This is a genomic window from Amycolatopsis sp. lyj-109 (assembly GCF_046548995.1).
GTDB lineage: Bacteria > Actinomycetota > Actinomycetes > Mycobacteriales > Pseudonocardiaceae > Amycolatopsis.
Map to the genome: position 1 here is coordinate 265,347 of NZ_JAJPWR010000003.1, position 21,023 is coordinate 286,369.

Genomic DNA, 21,023 nt, shown 5'->3' on the forward strand with positions numbered 1-21,023 from the left:
GGTCATTTCCGTGACGGTCCGTACACCTTCCGACATGCGTGAAGGCCACCTTGAGGAACTTCAAGTTCCTCAAGGTGGCCTTCACGAACTTGCGGTCAGAACGGCCAGTCGGCCATCGAGCCGCGCTCGAGCAGCGGGATCATCCGGAAACCCTGGTCGGTCAGGCCGCCGAACGTGTGCCGCAGCCCGCTACCGGACGGCGCGTGACCGGCCCGGTACCCCGCGAGGTTCCAGGTGTACAGCGGCACGTGCGCGGGCAGCGCCTGCCCGACGTCGCCGTACGCGGCCTGCTCGTCGGTGAGGATCACGACGCGGTCGTGCTTCGCGTAGTGCTTCTTCACCGCGCCCGCCGTGTCGGTGCCGCCGCCGATGAAGAACCCGCCGGACTTCCAGCGCTCGACGTCGTTCAGCAGCGAGCCGCCCCGGCGCAGCTTGAACACCTTGGTGCCCTGACCCCAGTAGCCGTCCGAGAACGACACGACGTCGGCCTTCGCGCAGCGCCGGCCGAGCGCCAGGCCGAAGACCGCGGCGGCGTCCCAGCGCATCAGGCTGCCGTCCTTGCTGAAGCGGTCGTTCATCGACGCCGACGTGTCGACGAGGACGAGCGTCCGGCCACCCAGCACCGGCACGTTCGCCAGCGCGTGCGCGATCGCCCGCTCCAGCGCCCAGCCCCACAGCGGCGACGGCGCCGCCCGGTGGGCCGCGAGGAACCGCATCGGCAGCTGCCGCGACTTCGCGACCTGCACGGGGTCGGCGAGCCGCTCGGCAACCCGCTGGGCGACCGTGTCCGAGACGCCGGCCTCGTCGAAGTTGCGGAGGTTCCGCAGCAAGGCCATGTAGCCCATCGACGGGATCAGCGCTTCCCAGACGCGCGCGTCCAGGGGACCCTGCAGCCACCCGGCGACCGACTCCCACGTCATGCCCGCGGAGTGGAGCACGTCCGCGGCGTCCGGTCGGTCGAAGAGCCGCCGGCGACCGCCGACGTCCCGGCTCATAAGCTCCGCGCGGGCGCGCAGGGTGGCGAGGGCGTCCGGGATCGCGTTGCCGCGGCCGTGGCGCTCGTCGAGGATGTGCTTGAACAGCTCGCCCCCGCCGGCCGGGTGGGTCAGCTCGAGGACGTCGGCGAACCGGAACGTGTGCGCGGCGGAGTCCCACTTGACGAAGGATCGCTCGTCGTAGAGCTTCACCGCGGCATCGGCGATCCCGCGCTTGACGGGCTTCGGAACGGCCCGGCCGTGCACGGAGGTCCAGTAGGCGAGCAGCTCACCGGGCTCGTCGGCCCGCTGCAGTACATCGGCGACGACCTGGCGGCTGAGCCCGTCGAGGCCGGCGTCGCGGCGCGCCTTGGCGAACTCGGCGGCCCCGACGAGGGACGCCGTCCGCAGGTGCGCGCCGGAGCGCAGCCAGCGAAGGAACCGCACAGTCCACTGTGGATCGTCCAGGGTGGACTTCCGGATCAGCTCGGCGTACCGGGTGTCGCGCGTGCCGGCGGACTCGTAGAAGCTGTGCTCGCCGACCATGTTGGTGACGGCGAGCAGGAAGAGTTCGAACTTGGTGTCGCGCGCGTAGCCGGCGCCACCCTGGTGGGTGACGGTGGACGGCGTGGCCTCGCCGCGGACCGGAGAGGTCGCGGCGGGCGCTCGTGCGGTATTGAACTTGCTCATTTCTCCCCCTTGGGTGGAACTTTGCGGGGAGCCACGGCCACAGCGATGCCCGAGATCGAAGTCGGTGAAGGTACGGTTGCTGCTCTGCCGCTGAGCTACCGGACCGTGAGTGGTCCGGGAGGGATTCGAACCCCCGACCTGCCCATTAGGAGTGGAAGTAACCCTCGCCTGCGCACCGGGCATCGGTGAAGCCGTGGCTCCCGAGATCTTCGCTGCCCGCGGGGGTCTCGTTTACCGCAAGAAGTAACCGCGGGCTTCGCACCGGGAGTGCGAACCCAAGGTAGCAAGCGATCGCCGTCGGCTCGAACGCTTTTCGGGTGTAACAGCCGGTCGCGTCCGGTCGACTCCGTGTTCTGTGACGATCGGTGGAGTCGACCTCTCCCAGCACCTGCTGCCCTTCGGCCTGGTCGTGCTGGTGGCCGCGGTCGTGGTGGTCTGGGTTTCGAAGCAGTTCTTCGGTGAGTACTTCAAGAAGTCGGGGGCGAAGGCGTTCGACCGGTCGGCAGCCTTGTTCTCCCGGAAGACGAAACTGCGGAAGCGCCTGATCCGCCGGTACGCCGAAGTGGTGTCGCGGGACTACTCACAGCATGCGGTCGGGTTCGTGACCGACCGGGTGATCGACATCGACCGGGTGTACGTCCCCCTTCAGTACGAGCGGGACGGGTGCCGGGAGGACATCTACGAGAAGCTCCGCGAGCAGCCCCGGTCCGTCATCATCGGCCCGGCCGGCGCGGGCAAGTCGCTCCTGCTGAAGAACTCGATGCTGATGTGGGTGCGCCGGGTCCGTACCGGCGCGGCCGAGCGGATGCCGGTTCTGATCGAGCTGCACCGGTGCAACGACGGCTCGGCGGCATTGGCCGACCTCGTGGTCGCCGAACTGGCGCGGGCGTACCCGGCCCGGTCTCGGCACCGTGACGCGGTGAAGGAGATGACGGCGCAGGCGTTGCGGGACGGCCGGCTGACCTTGCTGTTCGACGGTCTCGACGAGGTCGGTCGCGTTCAGCAGAACCGCGTGTTCGGGACGCTCCGCGACTTCGCGCGGGATTACCCGGAGTGCCAGGTCATCGTGACCTGCCGGGACGTCGTCTACCAGGGCCAGCCGATGGGCTCCCAGTTCACCCACGTCGTCCGGGTGGCGGAGTTCGACGATGCGGCCATCATCCGGTTCCTGGGGAAGTGGGAAGGACTCGCCGGCACTCCGGCGGCGGCCGAGGTGTTCGCGAGCCTGCAGAAGAACCCGGCGTTGATGCGGCTCGCGCGCAGCCCGCTGCTGCTGACGATGATCGCGTATCTGCAGACCGAGGTGTTCGCGAAGACCGGCCGCAGGCTCCCGACGTCGCGTCCGGCGTTCTACCAGGAGGCGATCACGCACCTGCTCGGCCGGGACGCGGACCTGGGCCGGGGCGACTCGCTCACCGTGTACGAAGTGGGCGAGAAGCTGGCGGTGCTGCAGCGAGTCGCCCTGGTCACGATGCAAACCACGACCGAGGTCGACGACCGCCTGACCATCACGAAGAAGCTCCTGGAGAGCACAACCCGGGGGCTGCTGCCGGACCTCAACCTCGACCAGACGCACATCAAGCCCCTGCTCGACGAGATCATCGACCGCAGTCAGTTGCTGGTGTCGATCACCAAGAACCGGACGGCCTTCGTCTTCCGCCACCTGACGCTGCAGGAGTACCTGGCAGCGACCGAGCTGGCGGATGATCCAGACGGGCTGCTGCTGCGGTATCGCGCGGATCCGCTCGCGTGGCGGGAGACGGTGAAGCTGTGGTGCGGCGCGAGCAGCCGGGACAGCACCAAAGTGATTTGCCGCATCTTCGAATCGCCCGAGATGCACCACAAGATCCTCGCCTTGGAGTGCTTGGCGGAGGCGAAACGAGTCGACACCGCGTTCGCCCGGACGGTCGTCGATTACTTCCTGGACCGCCTGGGGCGGCCGGCTCTGGATCGACCGGCGATCGTGTCGGCGGTCGGATCGGTGGCGGCGGACAGCCGGCCGCGGGGGCAGGAAGTCCTGCGGCGGTTGATCGCGATCGTCGATGCCGACGGCGAAGCCAAGGCCGACGCGATGCAGGCGCTCTCGGCGTCGGGGCGGGTGGAGGCCGCGGAAGCGCTGGCGCCCCGGGCCGCTGCCGACGAGGACCGCCGGGCGGCCCTTCGGGGGATGGGTGAGCTGGCATTGCCGGTCCTCACCGCGCGAGCGGCCAATGGGTTTCTCTGGGCGGTGGACGACCTGGCCATCGTCGGGACGCCGGCCGCAGCCGCAGCCCTCGCACAGATCGTTTGGGGTGACACCAGGGCGGCCCGCCGGTCCGCATGGCGCCTCGCGGCGATGCTCGGCGACCCGAACGTGGAGGAGGAGCTGAAACGGCAGTCCGTTCCGCTGGAAGGTTTCCCGGTGGACCGGTGGATCTGGCAGCCTTTCGGTGAGGCGCCGAGCGAGCCGCTGGCCATGATCGCCGGCCGCATCGGACGCCTGCTCGGGAGTTCGCGCCTCCGCGACATCCCGGACGACCTGGGCACCATCGACCGCCGCCTGGGCATCCCGCTGACCCTGCGAGCCCTCAAAGACGTTCAACTGCGCCCGGGTGCGCTCGGCGGTCCGATCAAGGAACTGCTCGGCATGGGCCGGACCGCGACCTTGACCGGTGTCCGGCTGCAGCTCAAGGACTACTTCCGCGACGCGGCCAAGCGACCGGCGCCGAGTGCGGAGGACGAGCGGCTCGCCGCCCTGATCAGAACCGAAACCGGGATGGTGGCGTTCTCCCGCCGGCTGATCGGGATGTTGAGTTGGCCGGTGCGTGCGGCGATCTACGGCGTCGTCATCCCGGAATCGTCCCTGCACCCGATCCGCACCGAGGACTGGCCGACGGTGCTGAAATCGCGCAGGAACACCCGAGCGCTCTGGGTCGCGGCCCGTGTCGGCCTGGGATTGGTGAGCGGTGGCTGGCTGGCGGCGGGCGTGGTCCGGTCGATCCTCGCGCTGACCGGGACCTGGCCGCTGGGGCCGACCTGGGTGAATTGGGCGCTTCAGCTGTTCATCCCGCTCGCGATCCTGCTTTACTTTTGCATCGACTACGACTTCATCGCCGATGTGCTTGTGCTGGCGCTGGTCGTCATCATCGGGACGCTGCTGTTCTTCGGCATGCTGACGCTCGCCTCGATGTCGACCTGGTACGCCGTGGCGGGGTTGCTGGCGATTCTGGTGGCCGCCGGCGGTTGCGCCCTGTGGGCACGCCGCCTCGACCGGATCAACGACAACCCGTTCCGCCGCTGCCTGGAGGCCGACGCCGTCCGGCTCGACGACCGGACCTCCGTGATCGCCAGTTAGTTCGCATCAAGAACTACTTGTGCTATGTTCGTGGTACGAACTAACTGGGAGGAATCATGACGCACTTCGGCATCGGCGTGTCCACCGCGGTCACCGCCGTCTCCGACACCCTGAAGCTCGCCGTCCAAGCCGACCGTGGCGGGCTCGATCTCATCACCGTCTCCGATCACCCCTACTACGCCGACCGGCTCGACGCGTACGCCGAAATCGGTGTCCTACTGGGGAAGACCGAACGGGTCTCCGGCTTGGTCAGCGTCACCAACCTGCCGACGCGGCCCGCGTCGATGCTCGCGCGCACCGTCACGAGCCTGTCCGCGCTGACCGGGGGCCGGATCGTGCTCGGCATGGGGGTCGGCGGGCTGTGGGACGACATTGCCCGGCTCGGCTTCACCAAACTGACGCCCGGGCAGGCCGTCCGGGCCTTCGAGGAAGGGATCCGGCTGGTGAAGCTGCTCGGCGGGGGCGGCGAGCCGGTCTCCTTCGACGGCGAGTTCTACCAGGTCACCGATCTGGAACCGGCCGCGGCGGAGATGCCGCCGGTGTGGACCGGGTCGGTCGGGCCGAAGTCGCTCGCCGTCACCGGGCGGGTGGCCGACGGGTGGATGCCCGGGCACGCCGCCGACTGGCTCAGTGAGCGTTACCGCACCTCGCGTCCGCTGATCGACAAGGCCGCCGTGGACGCCGGGCGGGATCCCGCCGAGATCGCCACCGTCTACAACTTCCCGGGCCGCATCACGGCGGAGCCGCTGGCCGACACCCGCGCCGACGACGGACGCTGGATCGGCGGCTCGCCCGCCCAGTGGGTCGAAGAGCTGACCGGTGCGGTGCTGGAGCACGGCGCCGCCGGGTTCGTGCTCTTCGGGCCGGGCGGGACCACGCCCGACGCGACCGCCGCCGCGCGCTGGGCCGAGGAAATCGTGCCCGCCGTGAGGGAAGCCGTAGGCTGACCGGATGGGGAAGAGCGGGGCGGACCTCGGTGTCGTGGCGGGGCTCGTGCGGGCGTCGTTCCTGGTGAACGCCGTCTACGCCGAGTCCGCCCGCGAGTTCGGGCTCACCGTGGCGCAGGGCCAACTGCTGTGCGTGCTGATGGGCCGGCCGTACGGCATGGGTGACCTGGGCGCGACGCTCGGCCTCGAGAAATCCAGCCTTACCGGCCTGGTCGACCGCGCCGTCCGGCGTGGGCTCGTCCGCCGCGAGCCCGACCCGGTCGATCGCCGGGCCGTCCACGTCGTCCTGACCGGGGACGGCCGCGAGCTCGCCGAGGACTTCTACGCGGTGACGTGCCGCCGGGTCGACGAGCTGGCCGCGGGCCTGAGCACGCCGGACCGCGACCGGCTCGCCGCGCTGCTGGGCGCGATCGTGCGGGACAACGAAGCCCCGACGGTCTTCCTCGACGCCCTTCAGGCCTGAGGCAAACCCGAAGCGCGCCAAGCACCTTCGCCGGGGTGAAGCGGCCGGCGCAGCGAAGCGGCGTGATCGCCCCACCACGACGTCCGCGGCTTCGGCTTCTCCGGCGCCTTCGCGGCCGACGCAGCGGCGACGATCGCCGTCAGCGCCGCCAGCTCGGCGTCGCTCGGGTTTCCCCGGACCACCCTCAGCAGGGGGCGCTGCGGTTCGTCGCTCACAGCGGGATGTTCCCGTGCTTCTTGGGCGGGAGCGATTCCCGCTTGTTCCGCAGCAGCGAAAGCGCCCGCGCGACGTGCCCGCGGGTGTGCGCCGGCACGATCACCGAGTCGACGTACCCCCGCTCGGCCGCCGCGTACGGGTTCAGCAGCGTGTCCTCGTACTCCTGGATCAGCTCGGCGCGGAGCGCATCGACGTCCTGTCCTTCGGAAGCCGCCTTCGCGAGGGTCTTGCGGTGGACGATGTTCGCGGCGCCCTGGGCGCCCATCACCGCGACCTGCGCGGTCGGCCAGGCCAGGTTGATGTCGGCGCCGAGGTGCTTCGAGCCCATGACGTCGTACGCGCCGCCGTAGGCCTTGCGCGTGATGATCGTGACCAGCGGGACCGTCGCTTCGGCGTAGGCGTAGATCAGCTTTGCGCCGCGACGGATGATGCCGTTCCACTCCTGGTCGGTGCCCGGGAGGAAGCCCGGCACGTCGACGAAGGTGAGCACCGGGATGTTGAACGCGTCGCAGGTGCGGACGAACCGCGCGGCCTTCTCGGACGCGTCGATGTCGAGGCAGCCGGCGAACTGCGTCGGCTGGTTGGCCACCACGCCGACGCTGCGGCCGTCGACGCGGCCGAAGCCGACGATGATGTTCGGCGCGAACAGCTCGTGGACCTCGAGGAAGTCGCCGTCGTCGACCACCCGGTTGATGACCTCGTGCATGTCGTACGGGGTGTTCGGCGAGTCCGGGATGATCGTGTCGAGCTCGCGGTCGGCGTCGGTCACGTCGTCGAAGAAGCCGGCCGGCGCATCGGAGGGCTCGAAGACCGGCGCTTCCGACAGGTTGTTCTGCGGCAGGTAGGAGAGCAGTTCCTTGACGTAGGCGATGGCGTCCTCGTCGTCGGAACCCAGGTAGTGCGCGACGCCGGACTTCGTGTTGTGGGTGCGGCCGCCGCCGAGCTCCTCGAAGGTGACGTCCTCGCCGGTGACCGTCTTGACGACGTCCGGGCCGGTGATGAACATCTGCGACGTCTCGTCGACCATCACCACGAAGTCGGTCAACGCGGGGGAGTAGACGTGCCCGCCCGCGTTCGCGCCCATGATCAGCGAGATCTGCGGGATGACGCCGGAGGCCTGCACGTTGCGGCGGAAGATCTCGCCGTAGAGGCCGAGCGAGACGACGCCCTCCTGGATCCGCGCGCCGCCGCCCTCGTTGATGCCGACGATCGGGCGGCCGGTCTTGATGGCCAGGTCCATCACCTTGACGATCTTCTCGCCGTAGACCTCGCCGAGGCTGCCGCCGAAGACGGTGACGTCCTGGCTGAACACGCACACCGGGCGGCCGTCGACGGTGCCGTAGCCGGTGACGACGCCGTCGCCGTACGGGCGGTTCTTCTCCTGCCCGAAGTTGGTCGAGCGGTGCCGGGCCAGCTCGTCGAGCTCCACGAACGAGTTCTCGTCGAGCAGCAGCTCGATGCGTTCCCGTGCGGTTTTCTTGCCCTTGGCGTGCTGCTTCTCCACCGCGCGGGCCGAGCCGGCGTGCACCGCCTCGTCGTACCGGCGGTACAGGTCGGCCAGCTTGCCGGCCGTGGTGTGGATGTCCGGTTCATCCTCGGGCGGCGTCCCGAGCGGCTCCGTCGCACTGCTCATGCCACGGGAGCTTAGCTACTTGCCGGTCACTTCGCGTGTGGCGTAGGCAACGTTGAGAGGTTCGCCGGTGGTGGCGTCCAGGTAGGTCACCCGGAGGTAGGTGATCTTCGCGCCCGGGATGACCACGCGGCGCCAGTCTTCGCCGATGACCTTCGTTTCTTCGTCTTTCTCGCAGGTCAGGGCGTCGCCTTCGAGGACGAGCTCGCGCTCGGCGAGCGGGCCCGACGGGGTGTACGAGCGGACGTACCCGTAGAACGACGTGCCGTTCTCCAGCTGGGCGTGTGCCCAGGCCCGGCTTCCCTTCGGCCGGTCCGTGCGCAACGCCTGTGCCCATGCCGAGCGTTGCTGGACCGTGGCCGCTTCTCCTCGGCGGCGGGCGAAGAACGCCTCGAACCCCGTCGCCAGTGCGCACGCCACCGCGAGTTCGACCGCGACGCTCACCACGATCAGCGTCAGGTGCTCGCGTGCGTAGGCCTCGCCTCGGGCCAACCAATCCGACGGGCTGACGAACAAGCGGGCTCCCGTTGCCTGGACGGCCGTCAGGAGCAGCACGGAGACCAGCGTGAAGACGAGGCTGCCGAGCGCGACGCGGGACGCTTCGCGGAACGCCGTCTCCTGGTGACGGCCACGGCGTCGTTCGCGGCGCAGCTCGAACACGATGCCCGGCGCCACCAGGGCCAGGAAGCCGGCCAGTGCGCCGAGGGTCTGGGGGATCATGGGCGGCTCAGCCGGTCGGGCCGCCGCGGCGGGGTGGGGGACCGTCCTCCGAGTCGAGGTCCGGCCGGACCCGTTCGTGGCGGGGTGGTGGGGGCGTGCCTGGGAAGTCCTCCCAGTCGCCGTCCACAGGCTCCCAGTCCCCGGGCGGCGGTGGTGGTGGGTGGTTGGTGCTCATCGAGTTCCCCCTCGTGATCGGCCGCTCCACCTTACTCAGGACGCCGTCGCGCGGACCAGGCCCGACTCGTACGCCGCGATCACCAGCTGCGCCCGGTCGCGCGCCGCCAGCTTGTGCAGCAGGCGGCCGATGTGGGTCTTCACCGTGGCGATGCCCAGGTGCAGGCGGGCCGCGATCTCGTCGTTCGACAAGCCTCGTGCGATCAGCGTCAGCACCTCCTGCTCGCGGGCCGTCACCCCGTCCAGCCGGGTCACCGGGCCGGATGGCAGCCGCGCGAACTCCGCCACCAGGCGCCGCGTCACCGACGGCGCCAGCAGCGCGTCGCCGGACGCCACGACCTCGATCGCCGCCAGGAGGTCCGCCGGGCGGGTGTCCTTCAGGAGAAAGCCGCTCGCGCCCGCGCGCAACGCCGAATAGACGTACTCGTCGAGGTCGAACGTCGTCAGCATCAGGACGCGGACGTCGGATTCCGTGCAGATCCGGCGGGTGGCCTCGATGCCGTCCATCTCCGGCATCCGGACGTCCATCAGCACGACGTCCGGCTGCTCGACGCGGGTCAGGGCTACCGCCTCGGCGCCATCGGACGCCTCGCCGACGACTTCGAGGCCCGGTGCGCTGTCGACCAGCACCCGGAAGCTCCCGCGCAGCAGTGCCTGGTCGTCGGCGATCAGGACGCGGGTCATCGGGCCGCCACCGTTTCTTCGTAGGGGAGCCGCGCGAACACCCGGAAGCCGGTTTCGGCTGGTGCGGCGGAGAATTCGCCCGCGTAGACCGCGACGCGTTCGCGCATGCCGATCAGTCCGTGGCCGGGGACGGCCTCGCCACCGCGGCCGTCGTCGAGCACCTCGATGGTCACCTCGCCGTCGCCGCCGGCGACGTGGATGCGGCACTTCGCGGCGCCCGCGTGCTTGACCACATTGGTCAGTGCCTCCTGGACGATCCGGTACACCGACTGGCCGACCCCGCCCGGCAGCTCGGTGAGGCCGTCGACGACCAGGTCGACGGCGGGCCCCGCCTGCTGCGCGCGTTCGGCCAGTGTCCGCAGGTCGTCGAGCGACGGGGCGGGCGCCAGCGCCGGGACGCCGGTGCCGTCGCGCAGCACGCCGAGCATGCGCCGCAGCTCGGCCAGGGTCTCGCGGCTGGTGTCTTCGATGACGCGCAGCGCGTCGCGGGCCTGGTCGGGCTGTTCGAGGGCGACGTGGTTGCCGACCGCCGCCTTCACCGCGATCAGGCTCATGCTGTGCGCGACGACGTCGTGCATCTCCCGCGCGATCCGCAGCCGCTCCGCCGAAACCGCTTGCTGGGCGTGGGTTTCCCGCTCGATGGCGGCGTGCGCGCGGCGGCCGTGGACGGCGATGCCGAGCGCGAACCCGACGATCAGCGCCGACGCGCCGAAGTTGACCGTCGTCGCCGTGCTCGGGTTCGGCACCGCGACGCCGATCACGCCGACGCCGACCAGCCCGGCCGCGAAGCCGATCCGGGTCGCCCGGCTGCCGTGGGCCACCACGAAGGTGTACAGCGCGCAACCCGCCGCCACGACGGAGACCGCCAGCACCGGCCCGCCGATCGGCACGGCCGCCGCCGTGATCACCAGCGACAGGATGTAGGCGGGGCCCGGCCACCGGCGCCGCAGCACGATCGGCACGACGCTCAGCGCGAGAATGGTCCAGCCCAGCCAGGTGGGCAGCCAGGGCGGCAGCGACCACGCGCCGGCGGCGAGGTTGCCGCCGGCCCCGAGGGTCAGCACGAGGACGGCCAGGACGTCCAGGACGACGCGAATGCGCATGAACCGAACGTAACGCCGAATCGGCGGCCGCGCGTCAGCCTTTGGTCGGACCCGAGGCGTAGTGCTTTCGTACGACTTCGACGCGCTCGGGCGCCACTCGGGCAGGTCGACGTCGTGGGTGGCGGCGAACAGCTTGTCGAGTGGCTCGTGCCGCCGTCTGCAGTGGGGTCAAGCGCCGCGGACGGCGGAGACCGCGGCGGCGAGTTCCGGGTCGCCCGCGGCTTTGTCGAGCGCGGTCCGCAGTACCGCGCAGTACGTCGGCTCGGTCTCGGAGTAGCGCTTGCGGCCGGCGTCGGTGATCACCGAGTAGACGCCGCGGCGGTCGTCTTCGCACAGGTCGCGGATGGTCAGGCCGGCGTCTTCGAGGCGGGCGCACATCCGGCTGACCGAACTCTGGTTGAGGCCGATCGCGTCGGCGAGTTCCTGCATCCGCAGGCCGCCGGGGGGTCCCGCGACGAGCTTGCCGAGCGCGCGGTAGTCGGACAGGCCGAGCCCGTGGCGCCGTTGCAGGGCTTTGGCGAGTTCCTGCTCGATCCGGGCGTGCAGCACGAGAACGCGGCCCCAGGCCAGTTCGTCGACGGTCATCTTCCGGCCTCCTCTTGACGCCAGGATAGTCCAGGGACAGTATTTATATGTACATGCAAGTAGATCGAGAGGGTGGACATGAGCGATCGCAGCTTCCTGTTCCTGGTGGGCGCCGCGCGGGCCGGGGGCAACACCGAAATGCTGGCCCGGCTGGCGGCCGAGGGGTTGCCCAAGGACGTCGAACAGCGGTGGCTCCGGCTGCCGGAGCTGCCGCTGCCGCCGTTCGAGGATCGCCGCCACGGAGCCGGCGAACACCCGGCGCCGGGGGAGAACGAGCGGCTGCTGATGGACGCGACGTTCGCCGCGACCGATCTCGTCATCGTGTCGCCGGTGTACTGGTACTCGGTGGCGGCGAGCGTGAAGCTCTACCTCGACTACTGGTCGGGCTGGATGCGGCTGCCGGTCGAGTTCAAGCCGCGGATGCGCGGCAAGACGCTGTGGGGCGTCAGTGTCCTGAGCGAGACGGCGCGCGAGGCCCAGCCGCTGATCGGCACGCTGGAACTGTGTGCGGAGTACCTGGGCATGAACTGGGGTGGCGTCCTGCTCGGCAACGGCAGCCGCCCGGGTGACGTGCTCCGGGACGCCGACGCGGTGTCGGCCGCGCCGACGTTCTTCGCCGGCGCGGACCTGGTCACCGCCTAGTGCGCCAGGGACACTTGCGCGCGCGACCTGGCAAAACCCGGCTGGCCGGCCAACTCGCCAACGGCAGCGGCCAACTCACCCGCGTGTCCGGTGAGTTGGCCGTTCCGGTGTGTGAGTTGGCTGCTGCGAGCGGTGAGTTGGCCGTTCCTGTCCCGGCAGACCAGCCACCACTGCCACGTCGACCGAAGAACTGTCCCTGTAGTGCTAGCTCAGACGGCCTTCGCGATCAGGCGGAGGCCGGCCACCAGGTCGGCGCCCGAGGGGGCGTGGTCCGGGTCGATCAGCCACTGGAGCATCACGCCCGACAACAGGGCCTGGTGCACCGTGCCGACGGCCCGGGCCTCGGCGCTGCCGTCGTCGAGGCCCTGGAAGAGGTTCGCCAAGCCGTGGCGGGCCCGCTCGACCGCGTTCGCCAACTGGGCGCGGACGTGCTCGTCGAGATCCGCCTGGGAGCACGCCTCGAAGCTCACCGCCCACATCCGGCGGTGCTCGCCGAACGACTCGATCACCCGCTGCCAGATCAGCTCGAACCGCTCGGCCGGCGACGCGTCCGGCGGCGTCTCCACCTGCAGCGTCTTCGCCAGCGTTTCGCCCCACTCCTCGTTCGCCTCGATCAGCGCGGCGTTGAGCAAAGCCTCGCGCGAGCCGAAGTGGTAGCCGATGGCCGCCATGCTCACGTCCGCCGCCGAGGCCAGGTCTCGCACCGTCGTGCGGGCGTAGCCCTTCTCGTGCAAGCAGCGCTTCGCGCCGGCCAGCAGTGACTCCTTGTTGCCCATGCCGGAAGCCTAGCACGAACGTCTTAGGCTAACGCCTTGCGCGATCGCCCAAATCCGGGTTACCGTTCGCGGCATGCAGAACAGACGAGTCCTCATCTCCGGCGCGAGCGTCGCCGGCCCCGCCCTGGCCTTCTGGCTCCGCCGGCACGGCTTCACGCCGACGGTCGTCGAACGCGCTCCCGAACTGCGCGACGGCGGCTACGCGGTCGACTTCCGTGGTGCGTCCCTGCAGGTCCTCGACCGGATGGGCCTGCTGGGCGCGGTCGAAGCGGCGGCGACCCGGATGGGCGACGTGACCTATGTGGACAGTGCGAACCGGCCGCTGGTGGTCACGCCCGCGACCTACCAGAGCGGCGAGCTGGAAATCCTGCGCGGCGACCTCGCGCGCATCCTGTACGACGCGACGCAGGACGGCGTCGAATACGTCTTCGGCGACTCCGTCACCGGCATCACCGAGCACGGCGGTGCCGGTGACGGCGTCACGGTCAGCTTCGCCCACGGCGAGCCGCGCGAGTTCGACCTGGTCATCGGGGCCGACGGGCTGCACTCGAACGTGCGGTCGCTCGCCTTCGGCGACGAGTCCCGGTATCGCCACGACCTCGGCTACTACGTCTCCATCTTCACCGTGCCGAACCACCTCGGCCTCGACCGCGTCGGCCGCTTCTACAACGAGCCGAACCGGACCGTCGGCGTCTACAGCGCGCGGGACAACACCGAGGCCAAGGCCCTGTTCTGGTTCGGCGCCGATCGGCTGGACCACGACCCCCGGGACGTCGGGCAGCAGCGCCGGATCGTCGAGGAGACGTTCCGCGACGTCGGCTGGGAGACACCGGCGCTGCTCAAGGCCATGCGGGAAGCGCCGGACTTCTACTTCGACTCGGCGAGCCAGATCAAGCTGGACTCGTACGCACGCGGACGCGTCGCGCTGGTCGGCGACGCCGCGTACTGCGCCGCGCCGCTCTCGGGGATGGGGACGAGCCTGGCGATCGTCGGCGCGTACGTGCTCGCGGGGGAACTCGCGGCCGCGGGCGGCGAGCACACGGCGGCGTTCGGCGCGTACCAGGAGGAGATGCGCGGCTTCGTCGACGCCTGCCAGAAACTGGCCGAGGGCAACGGGAAGTGGTTCGTCCCGCCGACGCGCGGGTGGCTGCGGTTCCGCAACCTGAACTACCGGCTGCTGCCGTACCTGCCGTGGCGCAAGCTGATCGAAGAGCTGCCGCTCAAGGCGGGCAACGCGATCACGCTGAAGCCGTATGCGGTGGCGCCGGCGTGACGCCGCGGCGGTTCGCGATGCCAGCCATGTTCTCCTCGCCCCAGTCACCCAGCGGCAGCAACGCCGTGTTCAGCCGCTGACCCAGCTCCGTCAGCGAGTATTCGACCTTCGGCGGGATCTCCTGGAACACCTCGCGGTGCACGATCTCGTCCGCCTCCAGCTCGCGCAGCGCCTGGATCAGCATCTTCTCGCTGATCCCCGCCACCTTCCGCTTCAGCTCGCCGAACCGCAGCGGCTCGGCGTGCAGCGCCCAGAGGATCAGGGCCTTCCAGCGGCCGCCGATGACGTCGACGGCCGCGTCCAATCCGCAGCGGTACGTTCGAGGCTGCATCCAGGATCCTTACGTTTTGGTGGGTACCTGACTTATTAGTCGGTACTTGTCCAGTGTAAAGCGTGCCAGCAGCATGGAACCCATGGGAGAAAGCAAGAAACAGGTGGGCGTGCTCGGCCTGGGGCGGATGGGCGCCGCCCTCGCCGGCGCGCTCTTGGGGGCGGGACACGACGTCTCGGTGTGGAACCGGTCGCCGCTCAAGGCGGGACCACTGCTCGACCGTGGCGCCAAGCTTGCAGCGACCCCGGCGGAAGCGGCATCGGCCGACGTGGTCCTCAGCTGTCTGTCCACATACGACAGTCAGCAGCCGGTGCTCGAGGCTGCTTCACCGAAAGTCCTCGTCAACCTCACGTCCGGGACGCCGGAGCAGGCGCGTGTCGCTGCGAAGTGGGCCGCGTCCGAGGGCATCGACTACGTGGACGGCGTGATCATGGCCGTGCCGCAGGGCATCGGGACACCGGCGGCGCAGATCCTCTACGGCGGCTCCGAACCGGCGTTCGCGGCGCAGCGCGACGTGCTGGAAGTGCTGGGGACGCCGGTGTTCCTCGGCGAGGACGCCGGGCTGGCGGCGCTGTACGACCTGGCGCTGCTCGGCATGATGTGGTCGACCATGGCCGGCTACCTGCACGCGCTGGCGCTGGTCGGGACCGAAGGCGTCACGCCGGCGCAGTTCGCGCCGATGGCGTCGGCCTGGCAGTCGGCGGTCGGCGGGTTCCTGCCCGGCATCGGCGAGCAGGTCGCCAGTGGCGACTACGCCACCGAGGTGTCCGCTTTGGACATCAACGCGGCCGGGCTCGGCCTGCTGGTCGAGACCAGCCGCGCACAGGGGATCAGCACGGCGGTGCCCGCCGTGCTGCGGGAGTTGTTCGACCGTGCGGTCGCGGCGGGCCACGGTTCGCACGCGATCGCCAGCGTCATCGAGGAGATCCGGTGAAGTACCTCGGGAAGAAGGCCGTCGTCACCGGCGGCACGCACGGCATGGGCCTGGCGGTGGTGCGCGCCCTGCTCGACGGCGGCGCGGAGGTGCTGCTGACCGGCCGGGACGTGTCGCCGCTGGAAGGGACGCTGCCGGGCAAGGCGCACCTGCTGTCGTCGGACGCCGCGCGCCTGGACGACGTCGCCGAGCTGGGCGCGGTGGCCGCGGACACGCTCGGCGAGGTGGACCTGGTGTTCGTCAACGTCGGCTTCTCGACACTCACGCCGTACGAGGAGGCGACGCCCGAGCTCTACGACCGGACGTTCGACGTCAACACCAAGGGCGCGTACTTCACGGCCCGGCGGCTCGCGCCGCTGGTCCGGTCCGGTGGCTCGTTCGTGTTCACGACGTCGGTCGCGGCCGAGGCAGGAATCGCCGGGATGGGCCTGTATTCGGCGGCGAAGGCGGCGGTCCGCTCGTTCGCCCGCACGTACGCGGCCGAGCTGGCGCCGCGCGGGATCCGGGTCAACGTGGTCAGCCCCGGCTACACCGACACGCCGTCGATGGGCGTGTCCGGCGTGCCGGAGTCCGTCTTGGCGGAGTTCAAGGCGATCGGGGACGAGATCACGCCGTTGAAGCGCCACGCCACGGTCGAGGAGGTCGCGGCGGCGGTGCTGTTCCTGGCCTTCGACGCGACGTTCACCACCGGGGCCGACCTCCCGGTGGACGGCGGTTTGGGACAGCGCCTCACCCTGCCCGCGTGAGGTGCACGCCCAGGCCGGTGCCCCCGGGCGCGCGGTCGGGGCGCAGGACGAGATCCTCGTCGTAGTCGCCGCCGTTCTGCGTGCGGAAGGGGATGGGCTCGTCGGTTTCGAGCGTCCGCAGGCGTTCGCGAAGAAGGTCGCGCGCTTCGGTGAACTCGTCGTCCGGGACGCGGTCGGCGCCGTGGACCGCGACCGGCGGCAGCACCGACATCCCGGCGGAGAAGAGCGTCCCGTGGTGCACCGGGAAGAGGACGTCGGCCAGCGCGCCGTTCACCCCGCGCGGCCCCATGGACGGCTCGCGGGCACCCGCGGTGAGCACCACCACCGCGCGTTTGCCCGCGAGCCGTCCTTCGCCGTAGCGCAGGGTCCGGCCGTCCTCGGCCCGGACGCCGTACCCGAAGCCCTTCACGAAAACCCGGTCGAACCAGCCCTTGAGGATCGCCGGCAGGCCGTACCACCACAGCGGGAACTGCACGACGACCGCGTCCGCCCAAGCCAGTTTTTCCTGCTCGGCCACGATGTCCGCGCTCAGCTCGCCGCGCGCGTGCGCCCGGGCCGACGTCGCCCCGACGACCAGCCGGCCGTCCCCGGCTTCGGCGCCGAAGTCGGCGGCGCCGACCACCGGGTTCCACTTCATGGCGTACAGATCCGACTCCCGGACGGCGTGACCGAGCGCCCGGAGCGTCCGGAGCCCGTCGTCTCGGAGCGCCCCGCTCAGCGAGCGCGGCTCGGGATGCGCGAATACCCACAACACGTTCATGTCTTCGATGATCACGCGGTCGCCAGGCTCGATCGAGTGGCCTGATAGCCAACATGTGCAAGAATCGAGCCATGGCCGAGTCTTCTGGGGCTGAGCCCCAGGCCCCAACCGGGGGGCAAGCCCCCCTGGGCCCCCCAGGGCGTCAATTCGCGCACCCGAACCGCCACCACGTCGCCGTCCTGGTTCGCCACGGAATGCTGGTGATGGAGCTGGGCATCGTCCACCGCCTGTTCGGCCAGGCCCGCTCGGCGGCCGGCGAGCCGCTGTACGAGGTCGTGACCTGCACCCTCGAGCCCGGCCCGGTGCGCACCGACGCGGACGTCGCCATCCCGGTCGACCGCGGCCCCGAGGTGCTGGCCGAGGCCGACACGGTGATCGTCCCGGCGTCCCTGGTCGAGTACGAGCCGATGGCACGCGTGCTCACCCCGCCGCTCGAGGCCGCGCTCGGCCGCATCCCGCCGGACGCGCGCATCGCGTCCATCTGCACCGGCGCGTTCGTGCTCGCCGCGGCCGGCCTGCTCGACGGCCGCCGGGCCACCACCCACTGGCGCTCCGCGGAGGAACTGCAGGACCGGTTCCCCGAGGTCGACGTCGACCCGTGCGTGCTCTACACCGACGACGGCGACGTCCTGACCTCGGCGGGCGTCGCCGCCGGAATCGATCTGGTGCTGCACATGATCCGCCGCGACCACGGTGCGGCGGTGGCCAACGAGGTCGCTCGCGGGACGGTCGTGTCCCCGCACCGCGAAGGCGGCCAGGCCCAGTTCGTCCGGCGGCCGGTACCGGAGCCCCGCACGTCGTCGACCAAGGCGGCCCGGGCCTGGGCCCTGGAGAACCTGCACCGGCCGCTGACCCTGCGCGAGCTCGCCGCCCGCGAGGCGATGAGCACGCGCACGTTCACCCGCCGCTTCCGGGAAGAGGTCGGCATCTCGGCCCTGCAATGGCTGACCCAGCAACGGGTCGAGCGCGCCCGCCAGCTCCTCGAGGAGACGGATCTGCCGGTCGACCGGGTCGCCACCGAGGGGGGATTCGGCACGGCGGCCTCGCTGCGCCAGCACTTCCAGGCGGCGCTCGGGGTGTCGCCCAGCGCGTACCGGTCGACGTTCCGCGGGGAATTGGCTGTTCAAGCCGGCTGAAATTTCGCTAGCGTCCGGTTATGGACGACTTTTACGTCAGCCACAGCCGCTTCACCGATCCCGGCCCGTACGCGGACTGGCTCGGTGCCACCCCGGCCGACCTCGCCGTCCTGCGCGAAGGGGCGTCCCAGCTCGTGTTCCACTACTGGGGCCAGGGCGCCATCACGGAGCACGGTTTCCCGGCCGCCCGCAACGACGAGATCACCCTGCGGTACGCCGAGGACATGTGGGCGCGCCTGCGCGAGCTCGACCCGGCACCACCCGGCGAGCCGCGGCCGCCGCTGCACCGGATCGTCGGCTGCTGCCGCGACTTCACGCTGCTGTTCGTCTCGATGGCGCGCCACCACGGCATTCCGGCCCGCGTCCGGGTCGGCTTCGCGAGCTACCTGATGCCCGGCTGGTACCTCGACCACGTCGTCGCCGAGGTCCGTACCGCCGACGGCTGGCGCCTGGTCGAGCCCCAGCTGCCGGCCGGCTTCCGCGACCCGGTGGACGACGTGGAGTTCGACCTCCTCGACGTCCCCCGAGACCGGTTCCTGACCGCCCCCGACGCGTGGACCGCCGCCCGCTCGGGCGCGCTCGATCCGGCCCGGCTGGTCGTTTCGCCGGACCTGGACGTGCCGTTCCTGCGCGGTATCCCGTACGCGTGGCACAACCTCGTGCTCGACCTCGCCGCGCTCAACAAGCACGAGATGCTCCAGTGGGACATCTGGGGCGCACTCGACGATTCCGTCGTGCTCGCCCCGGCCACCGCCGCCCGCGCCGACGAGCTGGCCGAGCTGATCGCCGACGCGGACGTCGAGCGGCTCCGGGCGGCGTTCGCGGCCGACGACCTCCGGGTGCCGCCGGTGATCCACACGGTCACCCCGCCGGGACAGCTCCCGGTCGAGGTAGTGCTTCGCTGACCTCGGTGGCGGTCCGCACGAACCGCGCGATCCGCGGATCCCGCGCCCCGGACGGCCACGCGAGCGCCGGCGAGTACGGCGTCGCGTCCACGACCGGCCGGTAGACGACGTCGTCGCGCGAGCGCAGTTCGGCGACCGACGCCGGCAGCAGCGCGACCGCCTGCCCCAGCGCGACCGTCTCCAGCAGCTGGGCGCTGTCGTGCACGATCGGCCCCGGCGTCACCGGCCCGCCGGTCACGTCCTGCCCGGACCAGTACGCCCGGTCCGCGGCCGACGAGAGCGGCCAGCACGGCGTGGGCTGCCCGGCGAAGTCGGCGCAGGTCAGCACGGCCCGGCCGGCGAGCTCGTGGTCCGACGGCAGCGCGGCCACCCGCGGCTCGCTGAACAGCACCTCGACGTCCAGGCCGTGGTGAGGGCCGCCCTGGCAGCCGAGCACGGCCACGTCGGCCCGGCCGTCCCGCAACAGCTCCGCATGTTCACTGAACCCGCTGACCCGCACGTCGACCGGATCCGGGTGCACGTCGGCGATCCGCCGCAGCAGATCGGTCGCGACCCCCGGCTTCGCGGTGACGACGAGCGCCGGCGTCCGCTGCGCCGCCCGTCGCGTGCGCCGGACCGCCGCGGTGACGGCGTCCAGCGCCTTCGCCGACTCGGTGAAGAGGACGGCCCCGGCCGGCGTCAGCGAGACGTGCCGGCTGGTGCGTTCGAAGAGCTGCACCCCGAGCCGCCGCTCCAGCAGCCGGATCGCGCGGGACAGCGGTGGCTGCGCCATCCCGAGCCGCTCGGCGGCGCGGGAGAAGTTCAGCTCTTCGGCGACCGCGCGGAAATACCGCAGCTCACGGACCTCGACATCGTCCATACCGGGAGAGTATCGCGGCAGTGTCCACAGGTCTTTCCCTTTCTGTTTCGCGCGCGGCGGACTTGGTGTCGATAACTCCACAAAGGACAGACGCCGGAGGAAGCCCCTCCAGGAGCCCTGCTACGCGCAGCGCGCCGGGCTCGTCGTCACCGAAGGACCTTGGGTGAGCGACCGGCTGTCGGCTTCTCGAACGTTCCCGGGGTGTACGCCGAGGTCGACGGGTGGCGGCGGGTCACGGACGTCGTGCACGCGCTCGGCGGCCGGATCGTGCCGCAGTTGTGGCACACCGGGGCCGTTTCGCACCCGGACTTCCTCGGCGGCCGGCCGGGCCGCTCGGCCTGCCGACCGCGCCGGCCGACCCCGCGATGTTCTACGGCGGCGGGGCCGCCGGTTACGTCGAGCAGGCGGTGCTAGGTCCGTGACCACATCGCCAGTTCGCTCCCGCCGGGCTCGCGGAAGTGGAAGCGGCGCCCGCCGGGGAAGGCGAACGGTTCCTTCGTCACCACACCGCCCGCTGCCGCCACCGCCTCGCGGGCCGCCGCCAGGTCGTCCGTGCGGATCGTCACCAGCGGCGCCCGGGTCTGTTCGGCCGCGGCCGACTGGAATCCCAGGGTCAGGCCGTCGGCCCGGACGTCGGTGTAGTCCGGGCCGTACGGGGTCACCGGCCACCCGAACGCGCGCTCGAAGAACCGCCCGGACGCCGCGGCGGAGGTGGACGGGAACTCGGCGAAGTCGATTTCGAACATGCCCCGAAGCTAGCGGCGACCACCGACAAAACCGCGCGAGCGCGCCATCGACAGCCCGCCGAGGACGAGGGCGGCCGCGCCGATCACCAGGTCCACGTAGCCGCCGACGATCCCGTAGCCGGTGCCGGGCCCGCCCTTCGCGGCGGCCACGACCCACCCGCCGATGACGACGGCGGCCAGGCCACCGGCCACTGCCACGATCGCTCCCCGGCCGCGGCGCACGGCCGGCACGCCCGCGACCACCCCCGCCACGCCGAACACGACGGCGATCAAGGACCAGAGCCGTCCCGGCGTCAGGTCGTAGGTACTGGCCGCGGCGAGGACGTTCATGAGTGCTCCTTCGGTTCCGGATCGGACGCCGGAAGCATGTCCGCCGGACCCCGCGCCCGTCGTCG

Annotated in this window: 24 protein-coding genes and 1 tRNA gene; 9 read left to right on the forward strand and 16 right to left on the reverse strand. The window is 71.0% G+C overall.

Annotated features, from left to right (window positions below):
- Positions 1-95: 95 nt before the first annotated feature.
- Positions 96-1,664, reverse strand: a complete 1,569-nt coding sequence (locus ACLJQF_RS08620) for a TROVE domain-containing protein (protein WP_410607689.1) — start codon at positions 1,662-1,664, stop codon at positions 96-98.
- A 110-nt stretch (positions 1,665-1,774) separates the two neighbouring features.
- A tRNA-OTHER gene (locus ACLJQF_RS08625) sits at positions 1,775-1,843 on the reverse strand.
- A 176-nt stretch (positions 1,844-2,019) separates the two neighbouring features.
- Here ACLJQF_RS08625 and ACLJQF_RS08630 point away from each other — a divergent pair.
- The 3 genes from ACLJQF_RS08630 to ACLJQF_RS08640 are packed head-to-tail and all read left to right on the forward strand — an operon-like array spanning position 2,020 to position 6,408.
- Positions 2,020-4,998: an NACHT domain-containing protein gene (locus tag ACLJQF_RS08630; RefSeq protein WP_410607690.1), complete on the forward strand. Its 2,979-nt coding sequence runs from the start codon at positions 2,020-2,022 to the stop codon at positions 4,996-4,998.
- A gap of 56 nt (positions 4,999-5,054) precedes the next feature.
- Entirely contained in the window at positions 5,055-5,945 is an 891-nt protein-coding gene (locus tag ACLJQF_RS08635) for an LLM class flavin-dependent oxidoreductase (protein ID WP_410607691.1), read from the forward strand.
- A 4-nt stretch (positions 5,946-5,949) separates the two neighbouring features.
- Complete coding sequence (locus ACLJQF_RS08640) at positions 5,950-6,408, forward strand: MarR family winged helix-turn-helix transcriptional regulator (RefSeq protein ID WP_410607692.1); 459 nt, start codon at positions 5,950-5,952, stop codon at positions 6,406-6,408.
- Here ACLJQF_RS08640 and ACLJQF_RS08645 read toward each other — a convergent pair.
- The 7 genes from ACLJQF_RS08645 to ACLJQF_RS08675 form a co-directional block, all read right to left on the reverse strand.
- A complete protein-coding gene (locus ACLJQF_RS08645) occupies positions 6,399-6,623 on the reverse strand; it encodes an acyl-CoA carboxylase subunit epsilon (RefSeq protein WP_410607693.1) in 225 nt (74 codons plus the stop codon). The genes ACLJQF_RS08640 and ACLJQF_RS08645 overlap by 10 nt on opposite strands.
- On the reverse strand, positions 6,620-8,257 hold the full coding sequence (locus tag ACLJQF_RS08650) for an acyl-CoA carboxylase subunit beta (RefSeq protein WP_410607694.1): 1,638 nt from the start codon (positions 8,255-8,257) through the stop codon (positions 6,620-6,622). The genes ACLJQF_RS08645 and ACLJQF_RS08650 overlap by 4 nt, the downstream gene beginning before the upstream one ends.
- 15 nt (positions 8,258-8,272) lie before the next feature.
- Complete coding sequence (locus tag ACLJQF_RS08655) at positions 8,273-8,974, reverse strand: DUF6338 family protein (protein WP_410607695.1); 702 nt, start codon at positions 8,972-8,974, stop codon at positions 8,273-8,275.
- 7 nt (positions 8,975-8,981) lie between these two features.
- A complete protein-coding gene (locus tag ACLJQF_RS08660) occupies positions 8,982-9,149 on the reverse strand; it encodes a hypothetical protein (RefSeq protein ID WP_410607696.1) in 168 nt (55 codons plus the stop codon).
- Between the two features lie 35 nt (positions 9,150-9,184).
- Positions 9,185-9,832, reverse strand: coding sequence for a response regulator (locus ACLJQF_RS08665; RefSeq protein WP_410607697.1), 648 nt, complete (start codon positions 9,830-9,832; stop codon positions 9,185-9,187).
- A complete protein-coding gene (locus ACLJQF_RS08670; protein ID WP_410607698.1) occupies positions 9,829-10,935 on the reverse strand; it encodes a sensor histidine kinase in 1,107 nt (368 codons plus the stop codon). The genes ACLJQF_RS08665 and ACLJQF_RS08670 overlap by 4 nt, the downstream gene beginning before the upstream one ends.
- A 168-nt stretch (positions 10,936-11,103) precedes the next feature.
- A complete protein-coding gene (locus tag ACLJQF_RS08675) occupies positions 11,104-11,520 on the reverse strand; it encodes a MarR family winged helix-turn-helix transcriptional regulator (protein WP_410607699.1) in 417 nt (138 codons plus the stop codon).
- Positions 11,521-11,598: 78 nt separating this feature from the next.
- Between ACLJQF_RS08675 and ACLJQF_RS08680 the strand changes: the two genes are divergently transcribed.
- Positions 11,599-12,162: a flavodoxin family protein gene (locus tag ACLJQF_RS08680; RefSeq protein WP_410607700.1), complete on the forward strand. Its 564-nt coding sequence runs from the start codon at positions 11,599-11,601 to the stop codon at positions 12,160-12,162.
- A gap of 209 nt (positions 12,163-12,371) precedes the next feature.
- Here the strand turns inward: ACLJQF_RS08680 and ACLJQF_RS08685 are convergent, their stop codons facing one another.
- Positions 12,372-12,938 carry a TetR/AcrR family transcriptional regulator gene (locus tag ACLJQF_RS08685; RefSeq protein WP_410607701.1) on the reverse strand — a complete coding sequence of 189 codons (567 nt, stop codon included), beginning with the start codon at positions 12,936-12,938 and terminating at the stop codon, positions 12,372-12,374.
- A gap of 73 nt (positions 12,939-13,011) precedes the next feature.
- Between ACLJQF_RS08685 and ACLJQF_RS08690 the strand changes: the two genes are divergently transcribed.
- A complete protein-coding gene (locus ACLJQF_RS08690) occupies positions 13,012-14,211 on the forward strand; it encodes an FAD-dependent monooxygenase (protein ID WP_410607702.1) in 1,200 nt (399 codons plus the stop codon).
- Here the strand turns inward: ACLJQF_RS08690 and ACLJQF_RS08695 are convergent.
- Positions 14,177-14,542, reverse strand: a complete 366-nt coding sequence (locus tag ACLJQF_RS08695; protein WP_410607703.1) for a winged helix-turn-helix transcriptional regulator — start codon at positions 14,540-14,542, stop codon at positions 14,177-14,179. The genes ACLJQF_RS08690 and ACLJQF_RS08695 overlap by 35 nt on opposite strands.
- Positions 14,543-14,624: 82 nt before the next feature.
- On the opposite strand from ACLJQF_RS08695, the gene ACLJQF_RS08700 reads away from it, so the two are divergent.
- Entirely contained in the window at positions 14,625-15,476 is an 852-nt protein-coding gene (locus tag ACLJQF_RS08700; RefSeq protein WP_410607704.1) for an NAD(P)-dependent oxidoreductase, read from the forward strand.
- Positions 15,473-16,222 (forward strand): SDR family NAD(P)-dependent oxidoreductase, encoded by a 750-nt coding sequence (locus ACLJQF_RS08705; RefSeq protein WP_410607705.1) that lies wholly within the window; start codon positions 15,473-15,475, stop codon positions 16,220-16,222. The genes ACLJQF_RS08700 and ACLJQF_RS08705 overlap by 4 nt, the downstream gene beginning before the upstream one ends.
- On the opposite strand, the gene ACLJQF_RS08710 is transcribed toward ACLJQF_RS08705, so the two are convergent.
- Complete coding sequence (locus ACLJQF_RS08710; protein ID WP_410607706.1) at positions 16,206-16,982, reverse strand: NAD(P)H-dependent oxidoreductase; 777 nt, start codon at positions 16,980-16,982, stop codon at positions 16,206-16,208. The two genes, ACLJQF_RS08705 and ACLJQF_RS08710, sit on opposite strands and share 17 nt — an antisense overlap.
- Positions 16,983-17,026: 44 nt before the next feature.
- Between ACLJQF_RS08710 and ACLJQF_RS08715 the strand changes: the two genes are divergently transcribed.
- Together ACLJQF_RS08715 and ACLJQF_RS08720 are read left to right on the forward strand one after the other, a co-directional pair.
- Positions 17,027-18,118 carry a GlxA family transcriptional regulator gene (locus ACLJQF_RS08715; protein ID WP_410607931.1) on the forward strand — a complete coding sequence of 364 codons (1,092 nt, stop codon included), beginning with the start codon at positions 17,027-17,029 and terminating at the stop codon, positions 18,116-18,118.
- A gap of 20 nt (positions 18,119-18,138) precedes the next feature.
- Complete coding sequence (locus ACLJQF_RS08720; protein ID WP_410607707.1) at positions 18,139-19,023, forward strand: transglutaminase domain-containing protein; 885 nt, start codon at positions 18,139-18,141, stop codon at positions 19,021-19,023.
- On the opposite strand, the gene ACLJQF_RS08725 is transcribed toward ACLJQF_RS08720, so the two are convergent.
- The 4 genes from ACLJQF_RS08725 to ACLJQF_RS08740 form a co-directional block, all read right to left on the reverse strand.
- Positions 18,980-19,882, reverse strand: coding sequence for a LysR family transcriptional regulator (locus tag ACLJQF_RS08725; protein WP_410607708.1), 903 nt, complete (start codon positions 19,880-19,882; stop codon positions 18,980-18,982). The genes ACLJQF_RS08720 and ACLJQF_RS08725 overlap by 44 nt on opposite strands.
- Before the next feature lie 120 nt (positions 19,883-20,002).
- Entirely contained in the window at positions 20,003-20,185 is a 183-nt protein-coding gene (locus tag ACLJQF_RS08730; RefSeq protein WP_410607709.1) for a hypothetical protein, read from the reverse strand.
- Positions 20,186-20,292: 107 nt separating this feature from the next.
- A complete protein-coding gene (locus ACLJQF_RS08735; RefSeq protein WP_410607710.1) occupies positions 20,293-20,628 on the reverse strand; it encodes a VOC family protein in 336 nt (111 codons plus the stop codon).
- A gap of 9 nt (positions 20,629-20,637) precedes the next feature.
- Complete coding sequence (locus tag ACLJQF_RS08740) at positions 20,638-20,958, reverse strand: DUF6223 family protein (protein WP_410607711.1); 321 nt, start codon at positions 20,956-20,958, stop codon at positions 20,638-20,640.
- Positions 20,959-21,023: the final 65 nt, after the last annotated feature.

What these genes read in the sequence shown, in the direction of transcription:
- ACLJQF_RS08620 (WP_410607689.1), bottom strand. Translation starts at nt 1,664, where the DNA reads ATGAGCAAGTTCAATACCGCACGAGCGCCCGCCGCGACCTCTCCGGTC.
- ACLJQF_RS08635 (WP_410607691.1), top strand. Translation starts at nt 5,055, where the DNA reads ATGACGCACTTCGGCATCGGCGTGTCCACCGCGGTCACCGCCGTCTCC.
- ACLJQF_RS08640 (WP_410607692.1), top strand. Translation starts at nt 5,950, where the DNA reads ATGGGGAAGAGCGGGGCGGACCTCGGTGTCGTGGCGGGGCTCGTGCGG.
- ACLJQF_RS08650 (WP_410607694.1), bottom strand. Translation starts at nt 8,257, where the DNA reads ATGAGCAGTGCGACGGAGCCGCTCGGGACGCCGCCCGAGGATGAACCG.
- ACLJQF_RS08655 (WP_410607695.1), bottom strand. Translation starts at nt 8,974, where the DNA reads ATGATCCCCCAGACCCTCGGCGCACTGGCCGGCTTCCTGGCCCTGGTG.
- ACLJQF_RS08660 (WP_410607696.1), bottom strand. Translation starts at nt 9,149, where the DNA reads ATGAGCACCAACCACCCACCACCACCGCCGCCCGGGGACTGGGAGCCT.
- ACLJQF_RS08665 (WP_410607697.1), bottom strand. Translation starts at nt 9,832, where the DNA reads ATGACCCGCGTCCTGATCGCCGACGACCAGGCACTGCTGCGCGGGAGC.
- ACLJQF_RS08670 (WP_410607698.1), bottom strand. Translation starts at nt 10,935, where the DNA reads ATGCGCATTCGCGTCGTCCTGGACGTCCTGGCCGTCCTCGTGCTGACC.
- ACLJQF_RS08675 (WP_410607699.1), bottom strand. Translation starts at nt 11,520, where the DNA reads ATGACCGTCGACGAACTGGCCTGGGGCCGCGTTCTCGTGCTGCACGCC.
- ACLJQF_RS08680 (WP_410607700.1), top strand. Translation starts at nt 11,599, where the DNA reads ATGAGCGATCGCAGCTTCCTGTTCCTGGTGGGCGCCGCGCGGGCCGGG.
- ACLJQF_RS08685 (WP_410607701.1), bottom strand. Translation starts at nt 12,938, where the DNA reads ATGGGCAACAAGGAGTCACTGCTGGCCGGCGCGAAGCGCTGCTTGCAC.
- ACLJQF_RS08690 (WP_410607702.1), top strand. Translation starts at nt 13,012, where the DNA reads ATGCAGAACAGACGAGTCCTCATCTCCGGCGCGAGCGTCGCCGGCCCC.
- ACLJQF_RS08695 (WP_410607703.1), bottom strand. Translation starts at nt 14,542, where the DNA reads ATGCAGCCTCGAACGTACCGCTGCGGATTGGACGCGGCCGTCGACGTC.
- ACLJQF_RS08700 (WP_410607704.1), top strand. Translation starts at nt 14,625, where the DNA reads ATGGGAGAAAGCAAGAAACAGGTGGGCGTGCTCGGCCTGGGGCGGATG.
- ACLJQF_RS08710 (WP_410607706.1), bottom strand. Translation starts at nt 16,982, where the DNA reads ATGAACGTGTTGTGGGTATTCGCGCATCCCGAGCCGCGCTCGCTGAGC.
- ACLJQF_RS08720 (WP_410607707.1), top strand. Translation starts at nt 18,139, where the DNA reads ATGGACGACTTTTACGTCAGCCACAGCCGCTTCACCGATCCCGGCCCG.
- ACLJQF_RS08725 (WP_410607708.1), bottom strand. Translation starts at nt 19,882, where the DNA reads ATGGACGATGTCGAGGTCCGTGAGCTGCGGTATTTCCGCGCGGTCGCC.
- ACLJQF_RS08735 (WP_410607710.1), bottom strand. Translation starts at nt 20,628, where the DNA reads ATGTTCGAAATCGACTTCGCCGAGTTCCCGTCCACCTCCGCCGCGGCG.
- ACLJQF_RS08740 (WP_410607711.1), bottom strand. Translation starts at nt 20,958, where the DNA reads ATGAACGTCCTCGCCGCGGCCAGTACCTACGACCTGACGCCGGGACGG.